Source organism: Cohnella hashimotonis, assembly GCF_030014955.1.
GTDB classification, from domain to species: Bacteria; Bacillota; Bacilli; order Paenibacillales; family Paenibacillaceae; genus Cohnella; species Cohnella hashimotonis.
Genome location: NZ_JAGRPV010000001.1, coordinates 6037429 through 6051067, shown reverse-complemented (window position 1 = coordinate 6051067; position 13639 = coordinate 6037429). Strand labels below are relative to the sequence as shown.

Genomic DNA, 13639 nt, shown 5'->3' with positions numbered 1-13639 from the left:
TATCCAACCCCTTACAATAGAAAATATTGCTATTACATATTGTTTTAGGGGAGCGGATGGAATAGGATGTTGCAACGCTGGGACTTTAAAAAAATGGAGATTTATCTGCTTGTGATATGCATGCTGTTTGGTGTGATCGCGGATTTGTGGAATCCGAATACCGCTTCGGCACGGAGTCCGGAGCTTGAGGAAGCAGGAAGTGTCGATCTCGGAGGATATTCCGACAATATGGCGATGGCCGAAGATTTTGGTTATGTGTTCGTAAGCATTCCAGCCAGCAATCAAGTCGTTGTCATCGATAAATCCAGTATGAATATCGTCAAACATCTTGTCGTCGGTTCGTCGCCCCGCGGGTTGTACGTTCAAGGAGATCGCTTGTACGTCGCGCTGAGCGATGCGACGCTGATCGCTGTCGTTGATTTGAACACGTTGGAAGCTGGCACGCCAATTGAGACTGAAGTTAAACCTTGGGAAGTTGTCGTTGACGGCAGCGATCTTTATTATGCCGGCGGACATAATTGGATAAAAACCGTGTACAAGCAGAATATAAACACCGGTTCGATCACGGAGATCACGCTGGACCAGTTGGTCTATTATCCGAAGCTAAGTTTGGATGCGCCCAATCGCCGTCTCTATATCGGACAGACGCATATATCTGGAGGCGCATTATTATCGATCGATATCGATTCGGGTGCGCTCCTGTGGAGAATGGACGACAAGCAGGTGGGAAGCGGAAACACAGTGTTGGTCAACGAAGGGACCGTCTATTATGGCAGTTCAATCATTGACGTTACGAATCAACGAGTCGTGTCTTCTTTGTGGTCCGGAATTCTGGACGTAGACGATAGTTACATTTATACCGCATTAGGCATATATACGCGTCAGGAAGTAATCGAAACAGCCCTATTCAACACCTCATACAATCCCGCGGCGGGCATAGTGGATCGCGAGCACGCACTGTACAGCTTGGGCGGGTTTGGTACAACGCTTTACAAGCATATCTTCAATGCTGATTCTGCACCGATCGCGATTGGCTACGAAAAAGGAGATAACTGGATCAAGTTCGATAGCTACTTCGATACCTGGGCGGAAGGGGCAGGGGGAAAGTACCTGTATGCCGTCTCATCTTCGAAAAACCGTCTCGTTCAAATTGATGCTCAAACGATGCAAGTGACGGGGGACCGTTATATCGGTTCAAAGCCGGGCAGTTTAGATATCCGCGACGGTATTATCTATGTAAGCCTCGGGGGCACCACGCACATCGCAAAAATCGATACGGCAGGAGAGACCGATTTCTTGGCCCCGATCGTTGAGGTAGAGGTCGGCGTGCGTACGGCCGACGTCGCAGCGGGCTCTGGCAAGGCATATTTTACGAATCGCGGCTCGTTCGGACAATTAAGCGTTCTTACGGATGTATATCATACATTACCGGGAAATTACAGCACTCCGTGGCTCACTTTGAACGAGAATGCAAGCATGCTGTATCTTGGCGAGACGGAATCTTCTGGAGCCGCACTATTTAGAATAGATACGACAACCGATCAGGTTGTTCAAGAGTCCGACGATGACTTTGATTACGGCACCCGACAAGTCATCGTAGACGGAGATTACGTATATTATGGTTCACGTCGACTTGCAGCAGACAATATCAAGCTTGTTTACGGTCAATATAAAAATGGCTACTATAGCGCAACTCTGCTCGATGCAAGAGGAGAAGTAGTTCTTGCTTCGAACGCCCTATATGATCGGGATTCATTCCAACCGACCTACGTATTTCCATTTGTCGCTGGTTATGGCGTCCTTCGCGAAGATGGCAGTATCCTGCTCTATGCGGGAAGCGGGCCCGACAACAATCGCTCGTATACGTTGATGAAGTTTGCAAGTATAGACGATATGAAGGAACAGCTTAATCGCAGCCTTAAGCCAGTATCGGTGGATTTTTTTGATGAAGACGACCGCACGGGCGGCATTATGGGAGATATCCGGATTGCTCCGGGTCCATTGGGAGATTTCGTCGTGAGTTACAGCGTTCGTTACTATAACGCAGCCGGCATTGAGATTGATCCGCACACTTGGACAAACATATTTACCTACCAACGTGCTTCCGACGGGACGATATTGTACCGCTTAGCCGCATCGCCTCCACCGGGAGCGAAGTGGATGGGCGTTATCCCGGCTGTACTTTCATCAGGCGTGAGCGATGTGGTCGAGCTTAAGGAAGCTGCGACGTATACTCGACTGTGGGACGCGGATACGTACTATGCCGATAACGTCTCATTTACGGACACCGATCTCTCTCCGGATTCGATCGGAGGCAAAGTGACCTTTGCCGGCGCATCTGGAGAATTGTCCGGCGATCAATATGCGGTCTACTTTGCCGGGGAGAACGATGTAATTGGCGAACCCATCGGGATCGTAAACGCTTCGGGCAAGAGCAGTTATGAATTTTCCATCCCATCGGGAACGCATATACCTGACGGCGCCTTCATCCTTGCAGTGCAATTGCGCGACAGTAACGGATACGGATCGCCAGGTTTCAGCTTCGCAGCTATCCCTGATCGCATGACGCTTGAGCCCGCTGAATCCAGCATATATGTAAATAACACCAGCGGGGCTGCCGATACCGTGACAGTAAATGGTCTCAAGTCCGGAGACAAGGTGAAAGTATACGACGTTTACTTGAATCTCTACGGAGAAGGAACCGTGCCTGGCCAGTCCTCTTCCGTGACGCTTAGCGGCATGAATCTGGACAACGCAGTCCCGTATTTGTATGTTGCCGTAACGACGCCCGGCAAACATGAAAGCTTTTATGTCCTGGTTTATTACGGTGAAGGTTCTGGAACTGGCGGAGGCGGCAACGCAGGCGGAGGAAATGCCGGCGGTGGAGGCGGAGGCTCCGGAGGTATCGGCGGAGGCATAGGGGGTGGCATTGGCGGCGGAGGTTCATCCGGCGGCAAAGATGGGGAACCCGGCTCGACTCCTGTAGTGGCGGTTACCGCTAAAAGTGCAGCCGGAGAGACGATTATTTCCGCGACGGTCGACGATAAGCTGCTTGATGCTAGCCTGGAAAAATGGGATGATTCCAAGCACGAGTTGAGTCTGCCGATCCCCGAAACAGCGACAGAGTATCAACTGACGCTAACTGGCTATCAATTGAATAAAATTAGATTGAAGGATGAAAATGTCGTTATCCGCATGGAATCTGCAATAGGCGGATTCGTACTGCCTGCAGCAGCTTTTACGGCATCGGGGTATGCGCAGACTGCCGACGCTAAATACGTAATGAACGTACGGCGGTTGTCAGACACTCCCCCGGCCAACCCGGTAATTGTCGATGGCCGCAGCGTACAGCAAGTTACGCCGCGGTATGAATTTAAAATGTTCGTCGAATTGGGGGGCGTACCCACCGAGATTAAGGAAGCTTCGGCATACGTGGGGCATATCATCTCATTCTCTAAACCAAATCAGCCGATTGCATCCCTCGCCGCAGTCACCTTGGACGAAAAGACAGGGAAATTAGTATCCGTGCCAGCAAAATTCGAATCGAACGCAAATGGCATCAAGGCAACGCTCTATCGTAAAGGTAATTCGGAATATTTTCTTGTTGCTCACACCGCAAGTTTCAACGACGTTAAAGAAGGCTACTTCGCGAAGCCGTCGATCGATAAGATGGCAACGCGATTCGTAATAAACGGTTATCAAAACGGTACTTTTAAGCCGGAGGGATCGGTGACGCGTGCGGAAGCTGCAGCGTTAATCACGAGGGCTCTTGGGATCGTGCCGAGCGGAGAAGCAGCGGCCTTTAAGGACACGCCTTCCGGCGCCTGGTATGCGGAGGCCGTCGGGGCGGCTGCCAAGGCCGGGATTCTCAAAGGTTACGAGGACGGAAGTTTCCGTCCGAACCAGACGATTACCCAGCAGGAGTGGGTGTCTATTTTGTATCAAAGCTTGTTGTATGGCGGTTTAAAGACGCAAGAAAACGTAGAGCTGCAAGCGTTTAATGTCGATGCCGGATATTCCTCATGGTCCTCTAAGGCTGCGGACGCTCTTCTGCGCGCAGGCATTATGAACAAACAAGACGCATTCCCCGTTAAGGCTTCAAAAGCTACAACTCGGGGAGAGGCTGCGGAACTGCTGTTCAGGACATTAAAGACGCTTCAGTTAACATAGTAAAACAGCGAAGACCTAGGTCTTGAAATCGGGCCTCGCTTTCGCACTGTGCGCATTCTGTCGGACACCAGGACCGCTATTTTGATTAAATGCCGCACAATTGGCTGCTCATCGGACACAAGATCCGCTATTCGGCGTTTGGGCGGCGGAAAAGCAGCTTCGGTGGCGGAATAGCGGATCCTTTGTCCGGAATCGAGTCAGATGGGCTTGATGACGGAAATAGCGGCTCCTAGGTCCATTCGTAGCGGCGCAAACGGCGCGTGCGAATCGAATGGACACCAGGGCCGCTATTTTGCTTAAACGCCGCACAATTGGCTGCTCAGCGGACAAGGATCCGCTATTCGGTGTTTGGGCGGCGGAAAATCAGCTTCGGCAACGGATTAGCGGATCCTGAGTCCGCAACCGAGCGAAATGGGGCTGGCGACGAAAAATAGCGGCTCCTGTGTCCGTAACCGAGCAATATGGACTCGCCACCCGCAGCCTCGTCAGCCATCCACCATCTGCCATCCGCCTTGCCCGCCATCTTCCTCGTCCGTCCCCCGCTGCACCCCGCCCGCGGTCTAACTCACCGTCGCCGGCCGCCCGCCCTCCGCCGCGCGCCGCTGCCCGTGCGTCGTCTGCGGCTGCTGCTGCCGGTGCGCCGGCGCGACCGTCTGCGCCTGCGGCGACGCGGGCGCGGGGCATAATCCTCGTCGTCCGCCTCGGCGGACTTTTTGCCTTTGGACGTGAAAATCTTGATAAGCGGCGCGATCTGCTGGACGGAGGACATAATCTTCTGGATCTTGCCGATGTTGCTGATCAGGCCCTCGATGCCGCCCATCTTGTCGATAAAGCCCTTGACGCTCTCCAGGTTGCCCGCGTTCAGCAGCGCGCTGAGCCCGCCGCCCTTCGCGGCCGGCGCGGCTGCCTGCGCCGCGGCCTGAATAGGCGCGCCGCCGAAGAGCGCCGGCGGTCCGGAGACGGGAGCGCCGCCTCCGAGCCCGGGAAAGCCGCCGCCGCCGGCACCCGCGCCGAGCCCGCCGCCGGCAGCGCCTGCGCCGCCAAACCCGCCGAGCCCGCCGAAAGCATCGAGGCCGGCTCCGCCGCCTTGCACGGGTAAGCCGCCAGGACCGCCGGTCCAGTTGCGATTGTACGAAGACGGTATGCGGTTCATGCCATCACTTCCTTCTTTGCTCTGAATCGCCGCGCCCGCCCATGCCGCAGGGCAGGATCAACCTATGGCGGCGTCCGATGATACAACATATGTGCGATGGCCCGGCGCCGAATGGACGAATGCCCGCCCAGGCGCTTAAATTTGCGGCTCCCGCCCGATTTTAGCTCTGTAAAGCGCGAATACGTTGCAGGTTGAACTGCTTACCTAAACGCAGTACAATAGAGTGAACCGCTATTCATGTTCCGTTCACGTAACGGAGCTACTCGTTAGAAACTGAGGTGTGCCCGAATGCAGCTGAAGAAGCTGAATGACAAGTCGATCGACCAATTGTTCGAAGCGATTCTGACACTGAAGTCCGTGGAGGAATGCTACGTTTTCTTCGACGATCTGTGTACGGTCAACGAGATTCAGTCGCTGTCCCAGCGACTCGAGGTCGCGCGGATGCTCGGCAAGGGTCAGACGTACAACCAGATCGAAGCGGAGACCGGAGCCAGCACGGCGACCATCTCCCGCGTGAAGCGGTGTCTGAACTACGGCAACGACGGCTACAAGTTGACGCTGGACCGTCTGGGCCGCTTCGGCAAGACAGCCGACGATGCGGAGCAAGCGACGGAGATTGAGCAAGTCTAGCTTGTCCGGAGAGCTTCCGTTCCAGGGGCTTTGCGGAGCACGTATAGAATGACCGATGGATAGGAGCAGGGGTGTTCGCACAGCGCCGGAGGGCGGCTGACGGACAGCCCTTTCTTTAATTTGCGGCTCGTGCAAGCGCTAATTTGCGGCCAACATGGGGCGACAATGGCTGCCCATCATTTACATATTTGGCATTGCCGTACTGCCGGACGGCGGTTATGCTAGTAACAAACGCGTCGGTCCGGGGAGAGACATCCATGCGCATCTGGCATTCCGTACGGTTCAAGATCGTCTTCGGCTTTTTTGTTGTAATCGCTCCCATGGTCGTCTTCCTGATCTATAACAACCTTTACGCGATGAAGGTCGTCCGCCAGCAAATCTCCGCCCACTACGACAATCTGCTCCAGACCAACATCAAGCAGAACGACAATATCCTTCACGAGTACATGGTGTATCTCAACCGCCTCGAGAGCAATCCCGACGTGCCGCTCATACAGGCGCTGACCGCCGCCGACAGCGACTTCATGCTGGCGAAGATCCGGCTGCTGAACCAGTTCGTGCGCGACTCCAGCGGCATTTACTACGGCATGATGGACACGATTTTCATTTTCGACCGGAAGGCCGACGATCTTTATTACGTAACGCAGGACAACAGCACCTACAACGACAAAAAGGACGTGCTGCTCGGCTGGTCGCGCAATTACTTGCGGGGCACGGGTCGCCTGCAGCCGGACGCCGGCGAATGGACGCCGATGATCATCGGCGCCGCCGAGGATTCGCAGTATCTGATGTGGACGTACGACCTCGGGCTCGATGTCTACGCGGGCGTGCTTGTGCGGGACCGCAGCTTGCTGCGTGTGCTCGAAGGCTTCGACGTCGGTCCGGACGGCGGGACGTTTCTGCTGAACAACAAGGGCGAGCTGCTCGCGGACAGCGATTCGACGCTGATGAATGATAACGTTTTCCGTCAGGCGATCGTGTCGCGCGCAGGGGATTACGGGATCGTGAAGCAGGACGGAAAATCGTATCTTGTGTTGTCTCGGGCCTCCGACCAGGTCGACGTCGTCTACGCGATCGTGATGCGAGAGGACTTCATTTTGCAGAACCTCCCCTTTTTCCAAAAGGTGCTCTATTACTGGATCCCGCTGCTCGTGGCGCTGCTGCTTATGATCTACCTTGTGTTCCTGCAGCGCATCATGTTCAAGCCGCTGGTCGATCTCATCCGGGGGATGCGCAAGCTCGGGCAGGGACGCTTCGACATCCGCCTGCCGACCGATCAGAGCAGCGAGTTCGCGTTCATGTCGGGCACGTTCAACAATATGGCCGGACAGATCGAGAAGCTGAAGATTGACGTCTACGAGGAGCAGCTTCGTGTGCAGAAGGCGGAATACAAGCATTTGCAGGTGCAGATCAACCCGCATTTTTACATGAACAGCCTCAATATCGTCTACAATCTGGCCGCGCTCAAGGACTTCAAGTCGGTGCAAAAGCTATCGCTGCATCTGGCGGATTATTTCCGTTTTCTCATGCAGAGCCATCGGCAGACGGTGCGGCTTGCGGACGAGCTGCGCCATATCGGCCACTACCTGGAGATTCAGAAGATCCGCTACGCGGGCAAGCTCGATTACGACGTGCGCGTGCAGCCGGAGCATCTTCGCTGCGAGCTGTCGCCGCTCATGGTGCAGCCCTTCGTGGAAAATTCGGTCATTCACGGGTTCGGGAAAAAGGTGCCGGACGGCACGATGTTCCGCATTTTGATCGAGACAGAGGCGGATGCCGCAGATCCGGAGGCGCACATGCTGCTGCTGATTCGGGACAATGGTGCAGGGTTTCCTGCGGATATGCTCGCCGAACTGGCTACAGGCGCTTACGCGGAGGGGACGGGCGAGGAGCATCTCGGCATCTGGAATATTTTGCGGCGCTATCGGATGCTGTACGGAGACGAGCGGGGCATCGCATTTGCCAACGCGCCGGAAGGCGGCGCGGTCGTGACGATCCGGCTGCCTTACAAGGGAGCGGCGGCTTCGGCCGGGGATGACGCGATAGAGGAAGGCATCGGCGAAGAAGGAACGGGTTAGAACGAAGCGGACATTGGAAAAGGAAAGACGCGCGGTCGGCGCTGGAATCGAGAAACGAAGGAGGAAGCGCAATGGTAACGATGCTGGTGGTGGACGATGAGATCTATGCGCTCAAAGGAATCACGCAGGGGATCGAGTGGGGGGATCTGCCGATCGCCCGCATTCTGGAGGCCGACAGCGTTCCCGAAGCGCGGCGGCAGCTCGAGGCGAATCAGGTGGACCTGGTCATCTCGGACATCGAGATGCCCGGCGCGAGCGGCATGGAGCTGCTGCGGTTTATCAAAGAGGCGTGTCCCGCTACGCTGACGATTTTCCTGACCGGACACGCCCGCTTCGAGTATGCGCAGGAGGCGATGCGCCACGGCTGCTTCGAATACGTGCTTAAGCCCGTCGACCATGACGCGCTGAAGGAAATCGTACGGCGGGCAGTCGCGGAGATCGAAGAGCGCCGGGCGCAGCAGGCATTCGAGGAGACGCTTGAGACGTACCGCCGCCAATGGACGAACCAGCTCCCGATCCTGGTGGAGCGGTTCTGGCAGGAGGCGCTGGCGGCAGGGCTGCCGGCATCGCCGGACCGGCTGTCGCGGGAGTACGCGACGTACGACATCCCGCTCTCTGCCGGCGATCCCGTACTGCCGGTGCTGCTAAGCGTCGAACAGTGGGACGTCGGCCTCGACGGACGCGACGAGCGCATCATGGAATACGCGCTTCGCAAAGCCGCGGCCGAGATTATCGTCGGCGCCGAAGGCGCGGGGGCCGCTCTGCAGGATCGCGCCCAGCAGAGTCTTGTGCTGTTGTATAAGGCGAACGAGGCGCGCGGCGAGGTGCTGCAGCGATGCAGCGAGTACATACGGGCTTGCCGGGAATATTTCCACTGCACGGTGTCCTGCTACGTGGGCGAACCGGCGGCGCCGCAAGCGCTGGCCGCGGAGCTGGAGCGCCTCTCCAGAGTGGAGCGCGCCAACGTGGCGCAGCCGGCGTCGGTCATAGACGCGTCGAACGGCGCGGGACATGCGGGCAGCGCCGCCGCTGCGGTGATGGCGGTCAGCGGCCAGACGCTGCCGCCGTTCATGGAGTGGAGCATATTGCTGGACGGCGGCAGCGTGGCGGAGCTGGAAGCGGCGATATCGGACGCGCTGCGCCGGATGAAGGAAGAGGGGGCAGGGCGCGAGAGCCTGGAGCTGTTCTACTACGGCTATGTCCACATGCTCTATCAGTCCGCGCTGCGGCGCGGCGTACCGGCCGGCGAGCTGCTCTCGCAGCAGGAGCTGGCCGAAGGCCTCGCGGCGAGGACGCCGGACGGCATGACGGCCTGGGCGCTGCGGCTGCTCGCCAAGACGAATGCGGCGCTGCTCGATCGGCAGCGGGACGCATCCGCGGTCATTGCCAAGATCCAGAGCTACGTCCAGGAGCATCTGAGCGAGGAGCTCGGACGCGAAGAGATTGCGAGAGCCGTCTATCGCAATCCGGCTTATCTGTCGCGCCTGTTCCGCAAGGAGACGGGCATGTCGCTCACCGACTACATCGCCCAGGCGAAGATCGAGCGCGCCAAGCGGCTGCTCACCGAGACGAACGACAAGATCAGCAACATAGCCGAAGGGCTGGGCTATTTGCATTTCTCGTATTTTGCCAAGCTGTTCCGCAAGATTGCGGGCGTGACGCCGCAGGATTATCGGAAGAAGCACCAATCGATGTAAGTCACAATAATGCTATCTCGGTCATCCCAGTAGATAGATGGCGCGCCCGCCTGCCCGGTACAATAACCTCACAGACCAAAGAACAGAGGGAACGTGATGGAGATGGAGCAGGCCACGCCAACCGTGCCGGCCGCGATCGACAAGCCCGTGCGCAAAGCGGTCAGGGCGAAGACGCTGAATCAGGGCTACTGGAAAAGGTACGGCGTGTTTTACTTGATGATGGCGCCGGCCTTGATCGTGCTGATCGTCAACAACTATATTCCGATGGCAGGTGCGCTGATCGCGTTCAAGCAGATGACGTACGCGTCGCCGAGCTTCATTCAGAACTTCATGGACAGTCCGTGGGTCGGCTGGGGCAACTTCAAGTATTTGTTCGCGAGCAGCGACGCCTGGGTCATCACGCGCAACACGATGGCGTACAACGCCGCGTTCATCGTCCTCAACACGATCATCGGCGTGGGGATCGCGATCGCGCTGAACGTCATGCGCAACCGGACGCTGTCCAAGCTGCATCAGACGGTCCTCTTTCTGCCCTACTTCATGTCGTGGATCATCCTCTCGTATCTCGTGTACGCGTTCCTCAACCCCGACATCGGCATTCTGAACAAATTCGTCCTGCCCTGGTTCGGCGCCGAGCCGATCGACTGGTACTCGGATTCGAAATGGTGGCCCGTCATCCTGCCGCTCGTCAACACGTGGAAGGGCATCGGCTACTACGCGGTTATCTTCCTCGCAGCGATCGTCGGCATCGACAACGAATACTACGAAGCAGCCCATATGGACGGGGCGACCAAGTGGAGGCAGATCTGGACGATCACGATCCCGCTCATCCGCCCGGTCATCATAACGATGACGCTGCTGCAGATCGGCCGGATTTTCTACGCGGACTTCGGCCTGTTCTTCCAGGTGACGCGCAATGCCGGCGCGCTCTACGACAAGACGCTGGTCATCGACACGTACGTGTATCAAGGCTTCCTCGTCTCGGGCGATATCGGGATGTCCTCGGCGGCCGGCCTTTACCAGGCAGTCATCGGCTTCATCCTTGTGCTGGGCGCGAATCTGGTCGTCAGACGCATCAGCAAGGAAGACGCCTTGTTCTAAGGCGCCGCCGCCCGCGATCACAGAAGGAGGAACCTACCATGGCAACCAGCGCCATCCGAAAACGAAAGTTTAACGCGAACGAAATCTCCGCCGGCACCAATGCCGTCATCAATACGGTCTTCTGGATTTACAGCGCGCTCTGCGTCATCCCGTTGCTCATCGTCGTGGCCGTCTCGCTGTCCGACGAACGGACGGTGACGGTCGAAGGCTATAACATCTGGCCGAAAAAATTCAGCCTGGGCGCCTACGATTTTCTGCTGAACGACTGGAAGCCGATCGTCCATTCCTACGGCGTGTCGATCTTCGTCACCGTCGTGGGCACGCTCGTCGCGCTCTCCATCATGACGCTGTACGCGTACCCGATCTCGCGGCGAGACTTCAAGCACCGCGGCATCTTTTCCTTCATCGTGTTTTTCACGATTTTGTTCAACAGCGGACTCGTGCCGTTCTACCTGACTTACAAGCAAGGGCTTCATTTGCAAAATACGATGCTCGTCCTCATGCTGCCGATGTTCGTCCAGGGGTTTTTCGTCATCCTGATCCGCACGTTTTTCTCAGGCTCGATCCCGCCGGCGCTTATCGAATCGGCCAAGATCGACGGAGCGGGCGAGCTGCGCACCTTCGTCCGGATCGTGCTGCCGCTGTCGCTGCCCGTGCTCGCCTCGGTCGGACTGCTGTGCACGCTGAATTATTGGAACGACTGGTTCCTGAGCCTTCTCTTCATCAACCAGGAAGGGCCGATGAGCATCCAATTCCGCATGTACAAGACGCTGCTCGATATCGCATATTTAAGCTCGAACTCCCAGGCGTACTCGGCGATCATGCAGGCGAATCCGAACTTCCAGATGCCGAGCGAGACAGCCCGGATGGCGATGGCCGTCGTCGGAATCGGACCGATCATCTTCATCTATCCGTTTTTCCAGCGCTACTTCATCCAGGGGCTCACCGTCGGCGCCGTCAAGGGCTGAACCGGAATCCTGCCGTCGCCCTACGAGGCGGCTGCCGGACCCCACTTGCAGGCTGAACCCGGTTACCGGCCGGTTCACGCATATACAGCTGTACTCACTATGAAAAGGGAGGCAATACCCATGTTCGTGCAAACCAGGCTCGGCAAGTCCGCGCTCGCCCTCGCGGCGCTCTCCGTCGTGCTCGCAGGCTGCGGCGGCAACAACGACAACAACAAAGGCGCCGACGCGTCCGCTTCTTCTTCGGCATCCGCTTCGCCGAAGGCATCCGCCAGCGGCTCCGCATCGGCGAGCGCCTCCGCATCCGATGCCGCGTCTCCGTCCGCGGCGGCATCGGATCTCAAGGAATACAAGCTGACGCTGTACCTGCCCGGCACGCCGCCCAAGGACGAGGCGAAGGTCGAGGCCGAGATCAACAAATATCTCAAAGAAAAGATCAACGCGACGCTCGATATCAACCTGGTCGACTGGGGTCAATGGGACAACAAGATGAATCTTGCAATCGCTTCCCGCGATCCGATGGACATCATCTTCACCGCCAGCTGGAACGGTCATGCGACCAATGTCGCCAAGGGCGCCTTCCTGCCGCTGAACGACCCGAACGGCAAGCACGGCAACCTGCTCGAAAAGTACGGCCAGGACATTTTGTCCACGCTGCCGGAAGCGTTCCTGACGGGCGCCAAGATCAACGGGTTCAACTATGGCATCCCGACGAACAAGGAGCTCGCGGAGCAGGGCGGCATCATCTTCCGCAAGGATATCGCCGACGAGCTGGGCGTCACCGATCAGTTGATGGCGGCCAAGACGATCGCGGACCTCGAGCCTGTCCTCGCCAAGGTGAAGGCCGAGAAGCCCGAGATGACGCCGGTATTCCTGCGCGACGGGGATAACTTCAACTCGCATTACTTTGCCAAGTACGACTTCCTGGGCGACAATACGATCGAAGGCGCCATCATGAAGGACGGCGACGAGACGACGGTCAAGCCGCGCAACGAGCTGCCGCGCTACAAGGAGACGCTGGAGATCACCCGCGATTTCTTCAAAAAGGGCTATATCAACAAAGACGCGGCGACGACGCAATTGAGCGGCAACGATGCCATGAAGAAGGGCAACGTGTTCATGATGACCTCGGCGCTCAAGCCGGGCAAGGACGCCGAGACGGCGAACGCGACCGGTCTCGCAGGCAAGCTGGCGCAGGTCGCGATGACGGACCGCACCGTCGCGACGAGCGACACGGCCGGCTCGATGCTCGGTATCTCAACCACGTCGGGCGATCCGGAGCGCGCGATGATGTTCATCGACCTGCTGCACACCGACAAGTACCTGAACAACCTGCTCAACTTCGGCATCGAGGGCGATCATTATACGAAGAGCGGCGAGATCATCACGCCGACCGACAATACGGGCAACTATGCGATCGGCGCGACCTGGATGCTGGGCAGCCAATTCCTGAACTACGTCTGGAACACGGAAGCGCCGGACAAGTGGGAGCAGTTCAAGAAGTTCAACGAAGGCGCGCACAACTCGCCGGGCCTCGGCTTCACGTTTAACGCGGAGCCGGTCAAGTCGCAGGTGTCGGTCGAGTCCAACATCCGCAAGCAGTACGACCCGGGCCTCGATACCGGCTCGATCGATCCGGCCAAGGCCGACGAGTATTACAAAAAGCTCAAGGCGAACGGTCTCGACGCGATCATCGCCGAGAAGCAGAAGCAGCTGAATGCGTTTCTGGGCAAGTAAATCGTAGATTGGCAAAGGAAAGCCGCCGGCGCGGAAGCGCTCGGCGGCTTTGCTGCGGAGCGCGGAAAATGTCGCTTCCGGGCGAACGCTCGTTCTGGAAAATTCAAG

8 protein-coding genes are annotated in these 13639 nt (G+C 57.4%); 7 read left to right on the top strand and 1 reads right to left on the bottom strand.

The window, feature by feature from the left end; translation table 11 throughout:
• Positions 1-66 precede the first annotated feature (66 nt).
• A complete protein-coding gene (locus tag KB449_RS24385) occupies positions 67-4170 on the top strand; it encodes an S-layer homology domain-containing protein (protein WP_282910848.1) in 4104 nt (1367 codons plus the stop codon).
• Positions 4171-4735: 565 nt separating this feature from the next.
• Here KB449_RS24385 and KB449_RS24380 read toward each other — a convergent pair.
• The gene (locus KB449_RS24380; RefSeq protein WP_282910847.1) at positions 4736-5323 is read right to left on the bottom strand and encodes an aminotransferase; all 588 of its coding nucleotides are present in this window, start codon (positions 5321-5323) and stop codon (positions 4736-4738) included.
• Between the two features lie 288 nt (positions 5324-5611).
• Here KB449_RS24380 and KB449_RS24375 point away from each other — a divergent pair, with 288 nt between their 5' ends.
• From KB449_RS24375 to KB449_RS24350, 6 genes are all read left to right on the top strand, one after another.
• Complete coding sequence (locus tag KB449_RS24375; protein WP_282910846.1) at positions 5612-5953, top strand: YerC/YecD family TrpR-related protein; 342 nt, start codon at positions 5612-5614, stop codon at positions 5951-5953.
• A gap of 257 nt (positions 5954-6210) precedes the next feature.
• Entirely contained in the window at positions 6211-8031 is a 1821-nt protein-coding gene (locus KB449_RS24370) for a cache domain-containing sensor histidine kinase (RefSeq protein WP_282910845.1), read from the top strand.
• A 71-nt stretch (positions 8032-8102) separates the two neighbouring features.
• On the top strand, positions 8103-9728 hold the full coding sequence (locus KB449_RS24365) for a response regulator transcription factor (RefSeq protein ID WP_282910844.1): 1626 nt from the start codon (positions 8103-8105) through the stop codon (positions 9726-9728).
• Positions 9729-9824: 96 nt separating this feature from the next.
• A complete protein-coding gene (locus tag KB449_RS24360; RefSeq protein WP_282910843.1) occupies positions 9825-10829 on the top strand; it encodes an ABC transporter permease in 1005 nt (334 codons plus the stop codon).
• Positions 10830-10867: 38 nt separating this feature from the next.
• The gene (locus KB449_RS24355; protein ID WP_282910842.1) at positions 10868-11797 is read left to right on the top strand and encodes a carbohydrate ABC transporter permease; all 930 of its coding nucleotides are present in this window, start codon (positions 10868-10870) and stop codon (positions 11795-11797) included.
• A gap of 120 nt (positions 11798-11917) precedes the next feature.
• Positions 11918-13531 carry an ABC transporter substrate-binding protein gene (locus KB449_RS24350; RefSeq protein ID WP_282910841.1) on the top strand — a complete coding sequence of 538 codons (1614 nt, stop codon included), beginning with the start codon at positions 11918-11920 and terminating at the stop codon, positions 13529-13531.
• Positions 13532-13639 lie beyond the last annotated feature (108 nt).

Coding starts and splice junctions, on each gene's coding strand:
- KB449_RS24365 (WP_282910844.1), top strand. CDS start 8,103: ATGGTAACGATGCTGGTGGTGGACGATGAGATCTATGCGCTCAAAGGA.
- KB449_RS24350 (WP_282910841.1), top strand. CDS start 11,918: ATGTTCGTGCAAACCAGGCTCGGCAAGTCCGCGCTCGCCCTCGCGGCG.
- KB449_RS24355 (WP_282910842.1), top strand. CDS start 10,868: ATGGCAACCAGCGCCATCCGAAAACGAAAGTTTAACGCGAACGAAATC.
- KB449_RS24375 (WP_282910846.1), top strand. CDS start 5,612: ATGCAGCTGAAGAAGCTGAATGACAAGTCGATCGACCAATTGTTCGAA.
- KB449_RS24360 (WP_282910843.1), top strand. CDS start 9,825: ATGGAGATGGAGCAGGCCACGCCAACCGTGCCGGCCGCGATCGACAAG.
- KB449_RS24380 (WP_282910847.1), bottom strand. CDS start 5,323: ATGAACCGCATACCGTCTTCGTACAATCGCAACTGGACCGGCGGTCCT.
- KB449_RS24370 (WP_282910845.1), top strand. CDS start 6,211: ATGCGCATCTGGCATTCCGTACGGTTCAAGATCGTCTTCGGCTTTTTT.
- KB449_RS24385 (WP_282910848.1), top strand. CDS start 67: ATGTTGCAACGCTGGGACTTTAAAAAAATGGAGATTTATCTGCTTGTG.